Origin of the sequence: Pantoea sp. WMus005, from assembly GCF_013415305.1 — a bacterium.
GTDB lineage: Bacteria > Pseudomonadota > Gammaproteobacteria > Enterobacterales > Enterobacteriaceae > Pantoea > Pantoea rara.
Window position 1 is genome coordinate 1 of sequence record NZ_JACBXU010000003.1, and the last position, 19241, is coordinate 19241.

Sequence of the window (19241 nt, forward strand, 5' to 3'; positions counted from 1 at the left end):
AAACCAGTCATTTTATTAGACATCGATATTTCCTTAATTTATGAGCCACTACGTGGCGAAGATGGCCTGTCTTTCAGAAGGTAACTTACCAGGCTTTTAGGAGGAGACTCACAAAGAAAGGGTATCTAGAGATATCGCTTGCACTGAGGGCTGCTTTACTAAAACTGCTTTGATAAGGTCTGTGTTCCAAACCGATGGCGCTATTAAGCCATGCCCGATCGACTTTGGCAAACATTATTTAATTTAATTCAAACATCCGGACGTCCGGACCCCCCGTATTGATTTGCTTGTCCTTTTTATATTCCGGCGTCGGAAAAGGATAATCATCACTGAACGGTCAGAGAATAAAAATCACAGCGCTCAATCGTTGTTGAAAAACTATACGGCGCATTTGCCATAACGCGCAGCGACAAACAGTATCGCTGCGCCCTGCTCTTTCACTGTCAGGCAAGTTGAGCCTGCTGACGGGCGGCATGTCGCGCCGTCATCACAAAAACAATAAGACCGGCAACACCCAGCGCAACGCCCACCCAGGCAGTAGAAATCCACCCGTAGCCCAGCGACACCGTCAGGCCACCGAGATATGCACCCATCGCATTGGCAATGTTCAGCGCCGAGTGGTTCATCGCGGCTGCCAGGGTTTGCGAATCATTGGCAACATCCATCAGGCGAATCTGCAGGGACGGCAGCAACACCGAGCAGGTGCCGATCAGGAAGGTCGCCAGCAGTCCGGTTGCCACATGCTGAACCAGCACCGGGAAAGCCAGCATTACCAGCACGTTCCATAACAGCGTCCAGCCAATAATGTTCAGCACCGAACCATCAGCCAGACGGCCGCCGACCAGATTACCGATGATCATCCCCAGCCCAAACGCCACCATCGCCCAGGGGATCAGCGAGGGAGCGATGCCCGCAATGTTAATCAGCGTCGGCGCGATATAACTGAAGATAGCAAACATGCCGCCAAAACCCACTGCACCCACCAGCAGGGTCAGCAGCACCTGTGAATTTTTCAGCGCGCCCAGTTCACGCAGCGGATGCGCATCTGCATCGCCAGCCGTGTAAGGCACATAGCGGCCAATCAGCAGGCAGGTGAGCAGACCAATCGCGCCGACAAAGGTGAACACCACATGCCAGCTGAAAAGCTGCCCTATCCAGGAGCCCAGCGGCACGCCAATCAGCGTCGCGACGGTCAGTCCCAGCATCAGTGACGCCAGTGCACGACCACGCCGTTCAATCGGCACCAGTGAAGCCGCCACCAGCGACGCGACGCCAAAATAAGCGCCGTGTGGCAGGCCGGTGAGAAAGCGCGCTACCAGCAGGCCGTGATAGCTATCAGCCATCGCACTGGCGACATTGCCGATGCTGAACAGCGCCATCAGGATCAGCAGCAGTGACTTACGCGCCATCCGCGCCGCCAGTACCGCAATAAACGGTGCACCTACCACCACACCCAGCGCGTAACTGGCGATGGCGTTGCCCGCCTGCGGTTCGGTAATTGCCAGAGAGCGTGACACATCCGGCAGCAGGCCCATCATGATGAACTCACCGGTACCAATGCCAAAGCCGCCCAGCGCAAGGGCCAGCAATGCCCAGCGGACAAAACCGGCATCGTCGGTTTTATGATTTTTTCTTAACACAATTGATTCCCAATGGCCTGAGCTGAAAGAACGGAAATGAGCCGGAGGGAGAAAGCAGAACGTGTTCCCGTCCGGATGAAGCGGTCAGACTATAAAAAGGAAGAACACGCTTAGCAACCCATTTTGTGATCAGGCGCACACTTGAGACTGCAACAGCGAAAGCTTTAATCCGTGCAGCTCTGGCGCAAATTGCGCGGTGTCAGTTCACAATCCTGAGAGGTCATCAGGGTGTGTGTCAGGAATGTCTGCTTAACTCGTCGGCTAGCGTTAACTGACGTAACCGGACACTTAACAGGACTCAGTAAATGACGACCAGAGTTATTCTTCTTACCGGTGCCAGCGGGCGAATCGGCCGGACGTTCTTTGCAGCCAGCCAGAATCACTACCGTTTTATCCTGACCGATCGGCGGGAGCCGGACTACGTAATCCCTGTCCCCCACCGTTTTGTCGTGGCGGATCTGTCACAACCTGATATAGCGGCGACCTTACTGGCCGAAGAGCCTGTCGATACGGTTATCCATCTTGCCGGTATCCCTGATGCACAGGCCAGTTTCGACGATTTGTTGCCGGCGAATATCCTCTCCACCACCTGGTTACTCAAGGCAGCAGCCGAACATCGCTGTCGTCGTCTGGTCTTTGCCAGCAGTGCGCAGACTATTGAAGGCTATCCGAAAGATGTGCAGATCCATCCCGGCATGGCCGTTTCACCTGCGAATCTCTATGGTGTCACCAAATGTTATGGTGAAGCGCTCTGCGCTTTCTATGCCAGCCAGCATGGTCTGAGTAGCGTGGCGCTAAGAATCGGGGCGTTTGAACCGGCACTGGATAACCGCCAGCATAATGCACGGGATTACAGCGCCTGGCTCAGTCCCGATGATGCCGTCAGATTGCTGAGCGGTGCTGTCGAAGCAGAGAACATAGCCTTCTTTATTGGCTACGGCATTTCCGATAACCGTTTCAAACGCTTTGATCTGACACAGACGCGGGAGATGCTGAGCTATACGCCGTCTGATAACGCATTCCGGACATTCAGGCCGGGTGAACTGGATTATTAAACCGTGCCGATCTGGAGCCGGGTTGTTACGCTTACCCTCCATACCCGCCGGCGAATTCGGCGGGAGTTTCATTGTGACTGCCAGAGACTGAATCCAGACTTAATATGGCCTCAAGGAAGCTACTCATTGCGAGCCTGTATTCACCCGGCGGCCAATGTCTTTCAGCTGTGAATATTTCTCCAGCAGCTGTGGACCATCATCCAGGCTCATGGCAAACATCCACATATAGGTCATGACCGAATAGATGTGACCCGCATCGGTGCCGCCACGGCCTGACATCACCGCGATAGTGACAGCAAACAGCAGCGCCGCGACGCTACCGATCGCCAGATAACCACACGCTTCCCGATCGGAGAGGCGAATCCGCAGGCTGGCCAGCACGCCATAGTGACGGCCCAGAGACGCGGCGTTTGCGTTGCTGACAAAACTCACCTCTTTCTCCAGCCGGTTATTCAGACGACCAAAGAGCGCGTCGTTTTTGCGGGTAAACCCCGGCAGGAAACAGGCGAAGAACAACAGGATCGCCAGGCAGCCTGCGCCGGTCCAGAACTCGATAGCCAGCAGCATCACGGCGGCACCGGTCATCGACGCCAGCGACGTGATCAGCACCGGCAGATGCTTCTCGAAAAAGTCGACAAACTCCCGTGACAACGCCACGCGTGCAGCAATGGTAGATGCGCTGTGGTTTTCGCTACGCTGCGCCACAATTACCGGCACGGCCAGCTCAGCGTAGATGCGGGCAAAGGTGCGGGTATCCACGCTGCGTCGTGCTGCGCCGATGGCCCACATGGTAAAGACCATCGCCGCATAGAGTACCGCGTGCCATGTCCTGCCGGAGATGATCGCATTGATCGCAAACCCCGCCAGCAGCGGATAGAGGAGATACATGAAATTTTCCGCCACCACCAGCAGCAGTGTAAGGAACAGCTTGCGGCTATGGCGACGGCCGAGCATTTTTAATGTCAGAATAGCGCTGCGGGGAGCCGCAACAGTAAGGATCGTTTTTGAGGAATGCATATTTTCTGTTTCTGATATCATCACTCTTGAGCGGTTGCTCAAGTATGAAAAGCAGTCTATTTGAGCAACCGCTCAAAGTCAACGTGACCGTTATTGGGAGAATAATGAAAGAGTCAGCTGAAGCACTGAGAATCAAAATACTGGATGCAGCGATAGTGCTGTTTATCGAAAAAGGGATCGAAAAAGTCACCACCCGGGAACTCACCGAGTCCGTGGGGATTTCGCGCAGTCATATCTACCACTATTTCAGTAACTGGCAGACGCTCTGCCTGGCGGCGCTGGAGCGTTTTATGCGAGTGGATTTCGAAGCGTTTGCTGACTCCCTGACGCTGCTCACGCCCCGCCAGCGTTTACTCACTCTGTTTGAAAGCCATCTGCCGAGCGCACCCGATGCGACCTGGCAACTCTATGCCTCGTTCTGGCAGACCGCTGCCCACAATGAAGCCTATGCTACGCTGGCCGATGAGATGACAACGGTGTGGCAGGGGCTGGTGGAAGGCATTATTCGTGACGGCGTCACGGATAATACGTTTCACTGTGCTGATGTGCCTCGCACTGCCAGGCAGATCAGCGCCATGCTCAACGGTTATGCCGACCTGCTGACCATCAATCCTTCTGAAAAGAAAGCATTTGAGGCACTGGCAGACTTAAATCAATTTATTGATATTGTCCTGTCATAAAACTGTTCATCCGGTTTATTAACGACACGAGAACGGCCAGATATTAATTAAATGTTAATGAAAGGTTTATTATTTTAATTATTGTGCGCTTTTTGCCCGCAATAAATGCGGCTTCGCCAGTTAAACTGACTTATGCTTTTTCCGTCTGAAAAGTCCCCTTTTTGATAGCGTTTTTTGCGGGAAACAGCTGTTTACACAGATTATTATCATTGATTTAGCGCAAGGTGAATCGGGTAAGTTGGTGTTTTTACGCCATTAATTAGAAAACTATGAGCGAAGCGGCAAGGATGTACACGGTCACAAACCCACCAACTGATTGATTACTAAAGCAAAGAATCCGCTATCTGCCGATAAAATTAATCATTGAGTCGGACCTTAAAAACCCCTATATTGGCCGCGCTTTATACATAGCCACCCCTTTTAATTTATTTATTCAACTGTGACGCTACGCCCGTTACGGTTGTAGGAGAGATATGATGACGGATAAAGTCCGTATTGATAGTTTGAATGCACAGAACGTAAACGCAACCAACGAAACCTATTTAGCCCGTCAGGCTGAATTTGAATCAAACGTTCGCAGTTATCCGCGCAAATTGCCGTTCGCAATTGCGAAAGCTCAGGGCGTCTGGATCACTGACGTCGAGAATAATCAGTATCTCGACTGTCTTGCGGGTGCAGGAACGCTGGCACTGGGACATAACCATCCAGACGTTCTGCAGAGTATTCAACATGTCATTACCAGCGGCTTGCCGTTACATACTCTTGATTTAACTACGCCTTTAAAAGATGAGTTCTCTGAGTACCTGCTCTCCTTATTACCGGGCCAGGGCAAAGAGTACTGCCTGCAATTTACCGGCCCATCTGGAGCAGATGCCGTAGAAGCGGCGCTGAAACTGGCGAAAAAGCACACCGGCCGTTCCGGCATCATAAGCTTCTCTGGTGCATATCACGGTATGACCCACGGTGCCCTGTCGGTCACCGGCAATCTCTCTCCGAAAGAAGCCGTTGATGGCATGATGCCGGAAGTGCAGTTCATGCCTTATCCGCACCTCTATCGCTGCCCGCTGGGCATTGGCGGTGAAGCGGGCGTGAAAGCTCTGACTTACTACTTCGAAAACCTGATCAACGACGTTGAAAGCGGCGTTCGTAAACCAGCAGCCGTGATTCTGGAAGCAGTTCAGGGCGAAGGCGGTGTTAACCCGGCTCCGGCTGAGTGGCTGCAGCGCATCCGTAAAGTGACCAAAGAGCATGGCATTCTGCTGATTATCGACGAAGTCCAGGCGGGTATCGCCCGCACCGGTAAATTCTTCGCCTTTGAGCACGCTGGTATCGAACCAGACATCATTGTGATGTCCAAAGCGGTCGGCGGCGGTCTGCCACTGGCAGTGCTGGGCATTAAGAAAGAGTTCGACGCCTGGTCTCCGGGTCACCACACCGGCACCTTCCGCGGTAACCAGCTGGCAATGGCCACCGGCCTGACCACGCTGAAACTGCTGAAAGATAACAATATCGCTGACAAAGTTGCGGCACAGGGCGAATGGCTGAAAGGTAAACTGGGTGAGCTGCAACAGCGCTATCCGGTTATCGGCAATGTGCGCGGTCTGGGTCTGATGATCGGTATCGAGCTGGTTAAACCTGACGAAGCCGCTGACCACATGGGCAGTTTCCCGGCAGACGGCGAACTGTCTGCGCTGGTTCAGAAGAAATGTTTCGAGAACGGCCTGATTCTGGAGCGTGGCGGGCGTCACGGCAGCGTATTACGTCTGCTGCCTTCCCTGCTGATCACGGATGCAGAACTTGACGTGTTTATGGATAAATTTGAAAACGCCCTGCTGTCAGCTGGCGTGAAACCAGTTTGAGTGGAGTGAATGCAATGTCCCGGTTAAACCCGATTCTGGCGGCCTCAGCACAGAGTACCGAGGCCTACCAGCAGGCGATTGCCCAGAGTAGTGCGGCTGTCGTCAAGTGGCTGGAACAACCTGAGATGTATCAGGGAAAAACCGTCGCAGAGCTACGCGAGCGCATCACGCTGGACTTTAATCCTCAGGGCCTGGGCAACCAGGCCGCGATTGAACGCGCTATTGAGTACTTCCTCAAAGACAGCCTGTCGGTGCATCACCCACAGTGTGTGGCACACCTGCACTGTCCGAGCCTGGTCATCAGCCAGGCGGCGGAAGTGCTGATCAACGCCACCAACCAGAGCATGGATTCATGGGATCAGGCACCGTCTGCCACCCTGATTGAAATGAAGCTGATTGAATGGCTGCGTACCCAGGTAGGGTATCAGCCTGGCGACGCGGGCGTCTTCACCAGCGGCGGCACCCAGAGCAATCTGATGGGTCTGATGCTGGCGCGTGACGCCTGGTTTGCCCGTCAGGGACACTCTGTTCAGCAGGATGGCTTAACCGGCGATCTGAAGAAGATTAAAGTCTTCTGCTCAGAGAACGCACACTTCTCCGTTCAGAAGAACATGGCGCTGTTGGGTCTGGGTTATCAGTCTGTCACGCAGGTGAAATGTGACCGCTATGCCCGCATGGATATGGATGACCTGCGCCATAAGCTTGCTGCATCTAAAGCCAACGGCGAAAACATTCTGGCGATCGTTGCCACAGCCGGTACCACCGATGCCGGTGCGATCGATCCACTGCGTGAAATCGCGGCGCTGGCGGCGGAAGAGAACATCTGGGTGCACGTTGATGCGGCCTGGGGCGGCGCACTGCTGCTCTCAGAAAAGTATCGCGACTATCTGGATGGCATTGAGCTGGTGGATTCCATCACCCTCGACTTCCACAAGCAGTTCTTCCAGACCATCAGCTGTGGCGCTTTCCTGCTGAAGGAAGCGCGTCACTATGAACTGATGCGCTATCAGGCGGCTTACCTGAACTCTGAGTTCGATGAAGCCCAGGGCGTGCCGAATCTGGTGTCTAAATCGCTGCAGACCACCCGCCGTTTTGATGCACTGAAACTGTGGATGGGGCTGGAAGCGCTGGGTCAGAAGCAGTATGCCGAAATCATCGATCATGGTGTGACACTGGCACAACAGGTTGCACAATATGTTGATGAGCAGCCTGCACTGGAGCTGGTCATGAAGCCACAACTGGCCAGCGTGCTGTTCCGCTATCGTCCGGCAAATCTGGGGCACTTCAGCAATGCAGATATCGCTCTGCTGAACCAGCGTATTGGTGATGCCCTGCTGGAATCAGGACGTGCTAACGTCGGTGTGACCGAGCATGATGGCGTAACCTGCCTGAAGATGACCCTGCTGAACCCGACGGTGACACTGGAAGATATCAAAGTGTTGCTGACGCTGGTCGAGACCACGGCACAACAGCTGGTGTAATCGCGCCAGGCTGATGGGTCGTAATGAATGAAAGGCTCCCTTGTGGAGCCTTTTTTTTGGTTTTCGCCGGGAAGTCTGACACGTGGAACTCAATGTACTGCTGCTATGTACAAATGAATGTAAATATAAGCATACAGAAAAAATTCAGCGCATTAGCTTGCAAGAGTGACATAAAATAATGAGTTTGAATAAAATAGTAGCGATTGCCACGGAATAAACCACAAAATAATGGACGTTTATGTGGCGCAAACTCCAATTAAGGATCTGATAAATGCGCAGGATTACAACACTCACAATAGGATTACTGGCTGCTACCTCTCTTTCAACCGGCCTTGCAACCGCCGCACAGCCTTTAGCGACGCTTGCGCCCTATCCTCAGGCAGAGAAAGGAAATATTCGACAGGTCATTGAGTTGCCGACACGTCAGAATGAATCGTCTTATAAGATTGAGCTGTTGATAGGCCAGACACTTGAAGTGGACTGTAACCAGCACGTCCTCGCTGGAAAGTTGCAGGTCGGAACCGTACAGGGCTGGGGCTACGATTACTTTGTCTTTAAGACCCCAGAAAAAGCAGATGCTGCCATGACAATGTCGACAATGATGGCCTGCCCCGACGGTAACAAAAGGAAGAAGTTTGTGACGGCTAACCTGGGTACCGCTGGCATGCTGAATTACAACAGTAAGCTGCCGATCGTGGTCTATACCCCGGCGAATGTAGAGGTTAAGTATCGCACCTGGAAAGCAAGCGAAACGCTCGGGAGCGCTCAGCAGAAATAACCGCGGGCTGCTATTGATTAACGCCTCCCGCCCTTAAGGCAGGTGCTCATTGACCTGCCTTAAATCAGCAGACCGCCCTCTGTTCTCTCCGGCTTACTCATACATCATTCCTCTTTTCACCGCCTGACGGCACATTAACACCTGCCATATGTCATGTAATCTCGCGCTTATCAGTGCGCTGGAGGCTCGTCCAGCAGCCGCAAATGGTCATCTTTGTTCAGCGTCATCAGTGCCATAATACTCACCAGCGCTGTCGCCATCACATACCAGGCGGGAATATCGGGATTACCCGTCTCTTTTATCAGCCCGGTGATGATTAATCCGGCGCAGCCGGAAAATACCGCATTGGAGAGCGAATAGGCCAGTCCCAGCCCGGTGTAGCGTACGCGCGTCGGGAACATCTCGGCCAGCATCGCGGGACCCGGCCCTGCCAGCAAGCCGACCACTCCGCCCGCGACAAACACCACCAGCGCTTTTAACAGCAGGCCGGAACTTTCTGACTGCAGCACATTGAGCAGCGGCAAAGAGAGCACCAGCAACAGTACCGCTGCGGAGACCATCACCGTACGGCGGCCAATCCTGTCGCTCAGCATTCCAGCCGGGATAATGGTGGCGGCGAAGCCGAGGTTAGATATCACCGCAATCAGCAGCGCCTGATTAAAGCCAGTGTGCAGCGAAGCCTGCAGGTAAGTCGGCATGATCACCAGCCAGGTGTAACCCGCTGCCGACCACACCATCAGTCGGCAGATGCCCAGCAGAATCGTTTTTAGCGTGTCGCCCAGGCTGGCATCAACTTTTGCTACAGGTTGCGCCTGTTGCTGAATAAATGCCGGCGTCTCCTCCATCTGCATCCGCAGCCAGAGCGCCAGAACACCCAGCGGCAGCGCGACAAAGAACGGGATGCGCCAGCCCCAGCTCAGCATCTGCTCCGGCGTCAGCAGCACAGAGAGCAGCGCGACAATGCCCGCACCGGCCAGCAAACCCAGCGCGACGGTAAAGGATTGCCACGCGCCATACAGACCCCGCTTGCCGCGCGGCGCAAATTCCGTCATGAGTGAAACCGCCCCGCCATACTCGCCCCCGGCGAAAAGCCCCTGCAGGATACGCAGGCCGGTTACGATCAGCGGCGCCAGGATGCCCGACTGAGCGTAAGTGGGAACCAAACCGATTGCTGCCGTCGCCAGCGTCATCATGATCAATACAAAGATCAGCGTGGGTTTGCGCCCGATGCGATCGCCCATCCGGCCAAAGATGATCGCACCAAGTGGACGGAAGAAAAAGGCGATAGCAAATGAGGCATAGGTCAGCAGCAGCCCGGTCAGCGCCGATTCCCCTTCCAGCCGGAAGAAGTTCTGCGCAATAACGGTAGCCAGAAAGCCATAAACCGCGAACTCATACCATTCAATGAAATTCCCTACTGAACCGGCAAGCAGAGCACGTTTACGGCTGGCGGAGCTGAGCAGATTATCGGCGGGTACCGTCAAAGCAGGCGATCCTTTTTGTCGCATCATCAGTTGCTTATGATTACCACACTCGCTGCATGCCTGCGCGCTCTTCTGCCCATCGCGTTAACCCCGACACATAAAAGTCGCGATGATACGTCGCTGGTGAGCTTTTTCACCTTGAGTCCTTGCACATCCGCTTTACGGTTGTCAGGATGTGCGGCATTGACTGAATCAGGCGGATAGATGATGAACGCACACACCTCAAAAGATCCTCTGCATGGCGTAACGCTGGAGATGCAGATTAACAGTTTAGTCGCGCAGTATGGCTGGGCGGAGCTGGGAAAACGGATCAATATTAACTGCTTTAAAAGCGATCCCAGTGTTAAATCAAGTCTGAAGTTTTTACGTCGTACGCCCTGGGCGCGGGCTGAAGTTGAAGCGCTTTATCTCGACTCGTTAAGCACGCAATCCGCAACGCGTGAAGAACCGGCAGACACCGATCAGGCCACTGCTGACGATCCCTGGGGCAACTGGCGCGGTAAAACGCCGGAGTGACACCGATAAAGCGGCAATTAAAAAGCCCGCGCAGGTTAACCTGTGCGGGCTTTTTTTACGTCAGGTCGCTGTTACAGCGCCATATCGTGTTTCGCTGAAGGCGCAGCTTTCTCAGGCTGTGCAGCCGGCGCGTCTGCGGTTTTGCCCTCCATGTTGATCACTGGTGGCGTTGTCAGCTGCAGAGTTGCAGCGGTCTCATTCCAGACCTGCTGCAGCAATGGCACATTGTCATTCAGTTTCTGACCGTAGCCCGGAATCATCTTGTGGATTTTTGCCTGCCATTCAGGTGACTTAAACTCTTCCGGGAACAGTTTCTGCATCACGCTCAGAGAGATCGGCGCGGCGGTTGATGCACCAGGAGAAGCACCCAGCAGCGCAGCGACAGTTTTCTGCTGATCGGTCACAATTTCTGTACCCAGTTTCAGCACGCCACCTTTGTCAGCATCTTTCTTGATGATCTGAACACGCTGACCAGCCTGAATCAGTTTCCAGTCCTCTTTCTTGGCGTCCGGATAGTACTCTTTCAACGCTTCGAAACGGTCTTCTTCCGTCAGCATCACCTGACCCACCAGGTATTTCACCAGGTCGAAGTTATCCATACCCACATCGGTCATCGGCACGATGTTATGGGTGGTGGTGGTGCTCAGCAGATCAAACAGTGAACCATTTTTCAGGAACTTAGTTGAGAAAGTCGCGAACGGTCCAAACAGCACGACGCGTTTGCCATCCAGATAACGGGTATCCAGATGCGGAACGGACATTGGCGGTGCACCCGTTGATGCCTGACCATAAACTTTCGCCAGGTGACGATCGGCAATCGCTTTGTTCTCGGTAACCAGGAATGAGCCGCCCACCGGGAAGCCTGCATAGTTATCTGCTTCCGGAATGCCGGTTTTCTGCAGTAATTTCAGCGCGCCGCCGCCAGCACCGATAAAGACATATTTCGCATCAACAGCACGTTCGTTGCCGTTTTTGGCGTCTTTAATAGTGACATGCCAGGAGTTGTCGCCGTTACGTTTGAAGTCAGTGACCTCAGACGAGGTTTCCAGACGGAAGTTATCATTCTTTTTCAGGCTGCCGATCAACTGACGGGTGATTTCACCGTAGTTAACGTCAGTACCCACTGGCGTCCAGGTCGCAGCCACTTTCTGCTGGGGATCACGACCTTCCATGACCAGCGGTGCCCACTGCGCGATCTGCTTGTGATCGGTAGAGAACTTCATGCCCTGGAACAGCGCGGTTTTCTGCAGCGCAGCATAGCGTTTGGTCAGGAAGTCGACGTTGTCGCCCCAGACAAAGCTCATATGTGGCGTTGAGTTGATGAAAGAGCGCGGATCGTGCATCACGCCCTCTTTAATCTGTGAACTCCAGAACTGGCGTGAAATCATGAACGCTTCGTTTATTTCCAGCGCTTTAGAAACGTCGATAGAACCGTCTTTACGCTCAGGCGTATAGTTCAGCTCCATGTTGGCAGAGTGACCGGTACCGGCATTATTCCAGCCGTTAGAGGATTCCAGTGCCACGCCATCCAGCTTCTCAACCATGATCTGTTTCCAGCCAGGCTGCAGCTCTTCCAGCATGGTGCCCATTGAGGCGCTCATAATGCCGCCGCCAATTAACAGGACGTCAGTTTTTTCTGGTGAGGTTTCAGCATGGAGGGCTGAAGAAACTAACAGGGCCGCGAGGGAAAGGGTGGGAATAACTTTCTTTGAATTCATCATTTTAATCTACAGCTCAGACGGTACTGGTTAAAAAAAGTCCTCAAAGTTTAAAATAATGTTATTTATGAGTTAATGTGAAAATAGTTATAAAATTAAAAATAGCAATTTAGCCTTATTTTAATTACAAAAGGCTTACCGAATTAATTTCATATTTTAACCACACATTAAGGATGTCCTTTGAATTATACAATCCCCTAACACAAATATTGTTAACTGGCGATCGCCCACGCGCAGCCCGCTAAAACTGTACTGATGCGGTGAGTTAGCGTATGTTTTCCGGCGATCTCCCACCCGCGCTGAACATCCATGAAAAGCCAACCACAGAAACGACATGCCGTGACTAAACGACCCATGAAACTCAGTACCCTGACCTCGCTGATGATGACTGCGGTTATCATCACCGTTCTGGTCGCTGTCCATCTGCTCTACTTCGTGCAGATTGATAACTTTGCGCAGTCGCATCTCAAAGACAAGGCGATGGCGGTCGCACGAACGCTGGCAGACACGCCAGAAGTACAGCGTGGTTTACTGTTGCCGGATAGCAGCGGTCAGATTCAGCCACTGGCTGAAGCGGCGCGCAAGCGCAATGGTCTGCTGTTTGTGGTGGTCACAGATATGAAGGGTATTCGATTCTCCCACCCGAACCCGGCGGTGATCGGCAAACATTTTGTCGGCAACGATATCTATCCGGCTCTCGGTGGTCGGGAAAATGTGGCGGTCAATCATGGCGTTCTGGTGGAGGCACTGCGGGTGTTTACACCGGTCTATGACGCACAGCATCAGCAGATCGGTGTGGTGGCGATCGGCATCGCGCTGAATGATGTGGCGGCGCAGATTGCTAAAAGTCGCTGGAATATCGTCTGGACCGTCTTATTTGGTGGTCTTGTGGGCATGCTGGGTATTTTTATTCTGGTCAGGCGACTCAAAACCATCTTACTTGGGCTGGAGCCGCACGAAATTTCCAGCTTGTTCGAGCAGCGACAGGCGATTCTCAATTCGATTAAAGAGGGTGTGATTGCGGTCGATGATCAATCGCGTGTCAGCCTGATCAACCACGCGGCGCAACAGCTGCTGCATGAGACTACGCGCAAAATGCCATTAAGCGGCGATCTGATTGCCGAAGAGAGCGTGATGCACCGCCATCAGCAGGATGCCCTGGATGCGGGCAAAGCCTGGCACGATCAGGAGCTGACGCTGGGTAACCGCATTCTGATCAGTAACACCGTGCCGGTTCGCAGTCGTGACCGCATTATTGGCGCGGTGACCACTTTCAGAGACAAGACCGAGATCAGCCAGCTGATGCAGCGTCTGGACGGCATGGTAAACTATGTAGACGCGTTACGTGAGCGGTCCCATGAATTCATGAACAAGCTGCATGTGATTCTGGGCCTGCTACATATGAAAAATTATGCACAAATGGAAGAGTACATTCTGAAAACGGCCAACGCTTATCAGACGGAGATTGGGTCGCTGATGCAGAAGATCAAATCGCCGGTCATCGCCGGCTTTCTGCTCAGCAAAATCAATCGGGTGACCGATGAAGGCCATCAGCTGATTATTGATGAAGCGAGTTTTCTGCCCGACTGCGGCAGCGAGGCGCAGAATGCCGTCCTGATCACCGTGCTGGGCAATTTAATTGAAAATGCGCTTGAGGCGCTGGACCCGGAAACCGAAGGGGAAATTCATCTCATGCTGCATTATCAGAATGGCTGGTTAGCCTGCGAAGTGAGTGATGACGGGCCCGGTATTGACGGCACACAGCTCAGCGCCATTTTTGAGCGTGGCGTCTCGTCGAAAGGCGATGATCGCGGTGTCGGATTGTTTCTGGTTAAGCAACAAACAGAAAGCCTGGGCGGCAGCGTCAGTGTTGAGTCGGAACCGGGTGTATTCACCCAATTCTTAGTGCAACTTCCGTGGGAGAGAGGAATGATTACCCAATGATCAATGTGTTAGTTGTCGATGATGACGCTATGGTAGCCGAGCTGAACCGCTGCTATATCGGGCAGATCCCAGGCTTTACCTGCTGTGGCACCGCCTCAACCTTACAGCAGGCTAAGGAGCGGCTGGCGCTGGATGAGCCACAGGTTGATTTGATCCTGCTTGATATCTATATGCAGCAGGAAAACGGTCTCGACCTGCTGCCGGAACTGCGCAGCGCAGGTCGTCCGGTCGACGTGATTATTATCTCGTCAGCCGCCGATGCCGCCACCATCAAAACCTCACTCAACTATGGCGTAGTAGATTATCTGATCAAGCCTTTCCAGTTTGCCCGCTTCGAAGAGGCGCTGACCGGCTGGCGACAGAAGAAATCGCTAATGGATAATCATCAGTTCTACCAGCAGTCAGACGTTGATCAGCTGTTACATGGTAATCCGCCAGGCGCCAACGAGCAGAAACGTCTGCCGAAAGGATTAACGCCACAGACGCTTCGCACACTGTGCCTGTGGATCGATGCGCATCCGGGCAGCGAGTTTTCTACCGATGAACTGGCAACGGAAGTAAATATCTCCCGCGTCTCCTGCCGCAAATACCTGATCTGGCTGGCGCAGATTAATATTCTGTTCACCAGCATTCACTATGGCGTCACGGGCCGTCCGGTTTACCGCTATCGGCTGCAACCGGAGTATCACACTCTGCTCAAACAATACTGTCAGTGAACCAGCTGGTAATCGGTGTCCAGTAACTGAAATGAAAAGTGACGTTGTGACGAGCAGATCACCTGCCTGTCACGGGTCACAAAAATCGCTTCAATGCCCCGTTTATCAGCCAGGCAGGCAATCCCCTTTTCGACGCCCAGGCCATAGAGCAGCGTAGTGTAGATGTCGCCATCCAGTGATCGATCAGAGATCACGGTGACGCTCAGCAGATCATTATTCAGCGGATAACCGCTATGGGGATTGAGGATGTGATGATAACAGACGCCCTCAAGCTCGAAATAGCGTTCATAGATACCCGATGTCACCACCGAGCGATTATTCACCCCAATCACCCCAATCAGCTCATCAGCCTCACCAAAAGGTTTTTTCAGGCCGATTGCCCAGCCCGCTTCATCGGGTGGCGCGCCCACCGTCTGCACGTTTCCACCCAGATTAATCAACGCACTACTGACCTGCTGCTGGCGTAAAAACGCCTGAACAAGATCGGCGATATACCCTTTGGCGATGGCACCCAGGTCAATTTCCATCCCGGGCCTTGCCAGCATGACAGTGCGGTTTGCGGCATCCAGTATCACTTCATGCGGATTCGTCAGCGCCATGCGCGCCTGAAGCTCGGTTTCCGAGGGAACGCTGTGGCCCTGAAAGCCAATCTTCCAGCACTTCACCAGCGGGCCGATAGCCAGGTTGAACAGGCTGTCCGGGAGTAAGCTCACCGCATGCGCGCAGGCAATCAAATCAAAAACTGGCTGGCTGACGATGACCGGATGCTGCCCTGCCGCGTGGTTAATTTCCATCACTTCAGACGCCGCGCGGTTAACCGTCAGGAGATTTTCCTGCTGTTTAATCAGGCGGAAAACCTGTCCGGCCAGCGTCTGGTTGTCATCGAAAAGTTTAAGCAGAATGGGCGACCCCATTAAGACAGCGGAGTAAGCATAGACACGCGCATCAGTTAACATAGGCGACTCTGCTTTTAAAAGGAAAATACCGGCACCCGCAGAATGCGGATGCCGGAGACTGCCGTTAATGTCGGGCGTAAGCGGCGGCGTTACCACCGGCCAGAATACCAAAGATGATGATATCCGCGACAGCGTTACCGCCGATACGGTTCGCACCGTGGATGCCGCCAACCACTTCACCACACGCCCAGGCACCGTTGATTACCTGTTTCTGGCTGTCCAGCACGGCTGTTGTGGTGTCGATAGTGACGCCACCCATAGTGTGGTGAACACCCGGAGCAACACGAATCGCGTAGAACGGCGCTTCACTCAGCGGATGACGCAGCGCGGTCTGACGACCAAAGTCTTCATCCTTCTGCATAATGACGAAGTTGTTGTAACGTGCCAGCGTTGCTTCCAGGGTGTGATGCTCACTCATGTTGAGTTTCACCGCCAGTTCCGCCACGGTTGGCGCGCTGATGACAAAGCCTTTGGCGATGTATTCATCAGCCGCTTTGTTGTTCATGCGCACCTGCTCGTCAAATACAATCCAGGCACTCTTCTCTGGCAGCGCGATAATCTGAGCGGAAACTTTGTCGCGGGTTTCCATTTCGTTGTAGAAACGCTCGCCCGCCTGGCTGACAAGAATAGCACCGCCGCCACGAATGGATTCGGAGACCAGATAAGAGGTGGTCTGCTCAACCGTTGGGTGAATCTGGATTTCGCCCATATCCACGGTGCCGGCACCAATTTTTTCCAGCATCGCAATACCGCTGCCGGTGGCGCCTTTATGGTTGGTCGTCACGAAGCCATCAAGTTCAGGACGGTATTTCACCACCAGCTCACGGTTCGCACTGAATCCACCGGTCGCCACAATGACGCTTTTGGCGTTCAGAATACGGCTGTCGTTGTACTCATCAACCACTTTCACGCCCGCTACAGCCCCATTCTCATAGAGGATCTCGGCGACGGAGGTTTCCAGCAGGACTTCGATGTTGCGGCTGTTGATATTTTTTACCAGGCCGCTAATCAGGAACCCACCCACCGCTGAGCGGTCAGCCGGACGGTGAGTACGGTCGATGCTCATTCCGCCGGTAATAGTGATGTCGTTAAGCTCAATGCCTTTATCTGCCAGCCACTCAATGGCCTCAGGTGCCAGGTCAACAAACTCACGCAGCAGCACCGGATTGTTTTTGAACTGGCCTCCTTTCAGGGTCTCTTCATAGAACAACTCTTTGCTGTCTTCAATACCTTTGAGTTTCTGGAAGCGGGTTTCAGCGGCGTTCATGCCTACAGACGCTTTAATCGTGTTGCCGCCAATGGTCGGCATCTTCTCGATGATCACCACGCGCGCGCCTTCATCGTGCGCCTGAATTGCCGCTGCCAGACCGGCACCGCCGCTACCCACAATCACCACATCGTAGTTCTGTGGTGCGTTAGGGTTACCGCCCTCCTCGATCACATGCTCTTTGCTGGAGGTGGTCATCGCGCGGGAAACCGCTTTTTTCAGCGCCTCACTCTGGGTGGTTGCGCCGGTAATTGCATCGACGTGTGGGCTGTTCGCCACCAGGATGCGGCTGCGCAGGCTTTCAAAGGTGGTGGTGAAGTCCACATCCAGCGTGTCATCCGGCACCAGCGAGATGTCGGTGATACGGTCGGTATCCAGCGTGACGTTAATTTTCAGTTTCAGCGCTTCGGCTTCGACTTTTTCCTGATAGACGCCCGCTTTGTATTTACGTCCAGATTCGCTGGTGTCGCGGATCATCGCATCGACCAGTGAGAAGCGCCACAGCGGTTCAGGAATCTGAAGCTCTTCGCGTTTGTTGCTGTCGATGTAGAGTTCAAGGTGCTCATTGTTGATGATGCGATCAGTCCAGTTCGGATAGGCAATACAGGCTTTACCAATCGCCACCAGATCGTAGCCTTTCTCCAGCGCCAGTTCCGCATCGGCTTTATTTACCACGCCGCCAACACCAATCACCGGCACTTTTGCCAGCTCAGGTGAACGCATCGCGACAAATTTCTCAATCAGCGGCGTCGGGTCCTGAGTATCGACAATCGACGGGCGCAGCAGCTGACCCACAGAGAAGTGAACGTAATCGAGTCCACGCGCGGCCAGTTTTTCCAGCAGATACAGCGTGTCATCAAAGCGGATGCCGGGGACTTCAATCTCTTCCGGTGAGAAGCGATAGCCGATGATGAAGGAATTATGAGCGAAGCGTTCAGCCATCTTGTGGGTGATTTCCAGCACTTCCAGCGGGAAGCGCGCGCGGTTATCACGACTGCCGCCCCACTTGTCATCACGCTGGTTAGAGTTGGGTGAATAGAACTGCTGAATCAGGTAGGTGTTGGCACCATGAATTTCAACGCCATCGAAACCAGCCTTAATGGCGCGGTTCACCGCATCACCAAATTTGGTGATCATGGTATCGACTTCTTCGGCACTCAGCGCCAGAGGTTTGGTTGCCCCTTCACGCGGTGCCGCGATAGCGCTTGGCGCAACCGGCGTTTTCCCGCCAATCAGTTCCGGCTCGACCATGCGGCCACCGTGATAGATCTGCAGGATAGCAGTAGAGCCTTCAGATTTGATTGCGTCCGCGATACGTTTCAGACCGGGAATTTTGTTGTCGCTGTCGATAGCAATGGCACCCGGAAATGCCGGGCCACGGTTATCAATAAAGCAGCACTCAACGATCACGGTTCCGATGCTGCCAGCACGTGCGCGATAGTACTCGACCAGCTCGCTGGTGACAGTGCCGTCATAAAAGCCGGTACAGGTGGTCATGGGTGCCATCACCAGTCGGTTTTTTAAAACAGCGCCATTAGGCAGGGTCAGTGGATTAAGGATGGGAGTGAGAGATTTCATTGCGATAAACTCCAAGATTTAAAAGTCTGGAAATTTTTTAGCGGACGCAAGTTATCGCTTAATTAAGTGGTCCGATGTCATGCCGTTAATATACACATTTCTTTGCTTTCATAAGCGATAAATTTACTTTTTTAACTTTTAAACCATCTGGAGTTTTTTATTTGCCGTAAGGATAAAGTGAAGTTATATTGATTGTTAACTAAGCGTTACCAAAAATCAACCAATGATTTACATTAAAAATAAATCTTTTATAATCATTTAGTTAAACAATAAAATTCGATTTCTATGAACTAATGACTTATCGACCAGCTTCACAAAACCGTCAAAATACCGATGTTGTAAATATAAATAAAAAATAAATGTTAAAAAATCGGGAATAATGATTTATTTTCTTTGATCTGGATCAAAATCTATATTTGCAGAAATCGCATCATATTTACATGGATTTAAAAAAGCTGCTCAATGGTTAAGCAGCTGATTATACAAAATCAGTGCATCGCGGTTTATTCACACTATTAAGAATAAGAAAGAAAGTCATCAGTGAAGGTCCGG

The 19241-nt window shown here is 52.9% G+C and carries 14 protein-coding genes; 8 read left to right on the top strand and 6 right to left on the bottom strand.

Going from position 1 to position 19241, the window contains the following annotated elements; all coding sequences use genetic code 11:
- Window positions 1-443: 443 nt before the first annotated feature.
- A complete protein-coding gene (locus HZZ01_RS12735; protein ID WP_179897861.1) occupies window positions 444-1640 on the bottom strand; it encodes an MFS transporter in 1197 nt (398 codons plus the stop codon).
- Window positions 1641-1945: 305 nt separating this feature from the next.
- Here HZZ01_RS12735 and HZZ01_RS12740 point away from each other — a divergent pair, with 305 nt between their 5' ends.
- Complete coding sequence (locus HZZ01_RS12740) at window positions 1946-2695, top strand: NAD(P)-dependent oxidoreductase (RefSeq protein ID WP_179897863.1); 750 nt, start codon at window positions 1946-1948, stop codon at window positions 2693-2695.
- Between the two features lie 123 nt (window positions 2696-2818).
- Here HZZ01_RS12740 and HZZ01_RS12745 read toward each other — a convergent pair whose 3' ends face one another.
- A complete protein-coding gene (locus HZZ01_RS12745) occupies window positions 2819-3712 on the bottom strand; it encodes an ABC transporter six-transmembrane domain-containing protein (protein ID WP_179897865.1) in 894 nt (297 codons plus the stop codon).
- 104 nt (window positions 3713-3816) lie between these two features.
- Here HZZ01_RS12745 and HZZ01_RS12750 point away from each other — a divergent pair, with 104 nt between their 5' ends.
- The 4 genes from HZZ01_RS12750 to eco all read left to right on the top strand — a co-directional run bounded on the left by HZZ01_RS12750 (window position 3817) and on the right by eco (window position 8510).
- On the top strand, window positions 3817-4392 hold the full coding sequence (locus HZZ01_RS12750; protein WP_179897867.1) for a TetR/AcrR family transcriptional regulator: 576 nt from the start codon (window positions 3817-3819) through the stop codon (window positions 4390-4392).
- A gap of 473 nt (window positions 4393-4865) precedes the next feature.
- Complete coding sequence (locus HZZ01_RS12755) at window positions 4866-6251, top strand: diaminobutyrate--2-oxoglutarate transaminase (protein ID WP_179897869.1); 1386 nt, start codon at window positions 4866-4868, stop codon at window positions 6249-6251.
- A gap of 14 nt (window positions 6252-6265) precedes the next feature.
- Complete coding sequence (locus HZZ01_RS12760; RefSeq protein WP_179897871.1) at window positions 6266-7732, top strand: aspartate aminotransferase family protein; 1467 nt, start codon at window positions 6266-6268, stop codon at window positions 7730-7732.
- 271 nt (window positions 7733-8003) lie between these two features.
- On the top strand, window positions 8004-8510 hold the full coding sequence (gene eco, locus HZZ01_RS12765) for a serine protease inhibitor ecotin (protein ID WP_179897873.1): 507 nt from the start codon (window positions 8004-8006) through the stop codon (window positions 8508-8510).
- Between the two features lie 170 nt (window positions 8511-8680).
- Here the strand turns inward: eco and HZZ01_RS12770 are convergent, their stop codons facing one another.
- Window positions 8681-10018 carry an MFS transporter gene (locus tag HZZ01_RS12770; protein ID WP_370463482.1) on the bottom strand — a complete coding sequence of 446 codons (1338 nt, stop codon included), beginning with the start codon at window positions 10016-10018 and terminating at the stop codon, window positions 8681-8683.
- Between the two features lie 183 nt (window positions 10019-10201).
- Here HZZ01_RS12770 and HZZ01_RS12775 point away from each other — a divergent pair, with 183 nt between their 5' ends.
- A complete protein-coding gene (locus HZZ01_RS12775; RefSeq protein ID WP_179898361.1) occupies window positions 10202-10510 on the top strand; it encodes a VF530 family DNA-binding protein in 309 nt (102 codons plus the stop codon).
- A 71-nt stretch (window positions 10511-10581) separates the two neighbouring features.
- Here the strand turns inward: HZZ01_RS12775 and mqo are convergent, their stop codons facing one another.
- Window positions 10582-12231 (bottom strand): malate dehydrogenase (quinone), encoded by a 1650-nt coding sequence (mqo, locus tag HZZ01_RS12780; protein ID WP_179897875.1) that lies wholly within the window; start codon window positions 12229-12231, stop codon window positions 10582-10584.
- 351 nt (window positions 12232-12582) lie between these two features.
- Between mqo and HZZ01_RS12785 the strand changes: the two genes are divergently transcribed.
- The gene (locus HZZ01_RS12785) at window positions 12583-14172 is read left to right on the top strand and encodes a sensor histidine kinase (RefSeq protein WP_218928201.1); all 1590 of its coding nucleotides are present in this window, start codon (window positions 12583-12585) and stop codon (window positions 14170-14172) included.
- Window positions 14169-14888, top strand: coding sequence for a two-component system response regulator DcuR (gene dcuR, locus HZZ01_RS12790; RefSeq protein WP_179897879.1), 720 nt, complete (start codon window positions 14169-14171; stop codon window positions 14886-14888). Before HZZ01_RS12785 ends, dcuR begins: the two co-directional genes overlap by 4 nt.
- Here the strand turns inward: dcuR and HZZ01_RS12795 are convergent.
- On the bottom strand, window positions 14882-15844 hold the full coding sequence (locus HZZ01_RS12795; protein WP_179897881.1) for an FAD:protein FMN transferase: 963 nt from the start codon (window positions 15842-15844) through the stop codon (window positions 14882-14884). The two genes, dcuR and HZZ01_RS12795, sit on opposite strands and share 7 nt — an antisense overlap.
- 64 nt (window positions 15845-15908) lie before the next feature.
- Window positions 15909-18689 carry a flavocytochrome c gene (locus tag HZZ01_RS12800; RefSeq protein ID WP_179897883.1) on the bottom strand — a complete coding sequence of 927 codons (2781 nt, stop codon included), beginning with the start codon at window positions 18687-18689 and terminating at the stop codon, window positions 15909-15911.
- Between the last annotated feature and the right edge of the window lie 552 nt (window positions 18690-19241).

Coding starts and splice junctions, on each gene's coding strand:
- HZZ01_RS12750 (WP_179897867.1), top strand. CDS start 3,817: ATGAAAGAGTCAGCTGAAGCACTGAGAATCAAAATACTGGATGCAGCG.
- HZZ01_RS12740 (WP_179897863.1), top strand. CDS start 1,946: ATGACGACCAGAGTTATTCTTCTTACCGGTGCCAGCGGGCGAATCGGC.
- HZZ01_RS12760 (WP_179897871.1), top strand. CDS start 6,266: ATGTCCCGGTTAAACCCGATTCTGGCGGCCTCAGCACAGAGTACCGAG.
- HZZ01_RS12775 (WP_179898361.1), top strand. CDS start 10,202: ATGAACGCACACACCTCAAAAGATCCTCTGCATGGCGTAACGCTGGAG.
- HZZ01_RS12770 (WP_370463482.1), bottom strand. CDS start 10,018: ATGCGACAAAAAGGATCGCCTGCTTTGACGGTACCCGCCGATAATCTG.
- HZZ01_RS12795 (WP_179897881.1), bottom strand. CDS start 15,844: ATGTTAACTGATGCGCGTGTCTATGCTTACTCCGCTGTCTTAATGGGG.
- eco (WP_179897873.1), top strand. CDS start 8,004: ATGCGCAGGATTACAACACTCACAATAGGATTACTGGCTGCTACCTCT.
- HZZ01_RS12800 (WP_179897883.1), bottom strand. CDS start 18,689: ATGAAATCTCTCACTCCCATCCTTAATCCACTGACCCTGCCTAATGGC.
- dcuR (WP_179897879.1), top strand. CDS start 14,169: ATGATCAATGTGTTAGTTGTCGATGATGACGCTATGGTAGCCGAGCTG.
- mqo (WP_179897875.1), bottom strand. CDS start 12,231: ATGATGAATTCAAAGAAAGTTATTCCCACCCTTTCCCTCGCGGCCCTG.
- HZZ01_RS12745 (WP_179897865.1), bottom strand. CDS start 3,712: ATGCATTCCTCAAAAACGATCCTTACTGTTGCGGCTCCCCGCAGCGCT.
- HZZ01_RS12755 (WP_179897869.1), top strand. CDS start 4,866: ATGATGACGGATAAAGTCCGTATTGATAGTTTGAATGCACAGAACGTA.
- HZZ01_RS12785 (WP_218928201.1), top strand. CDS start 12,583: ATGAAACTCAGTACCCTGACCTCGCTGATGATGACTGCGGTTATCATC.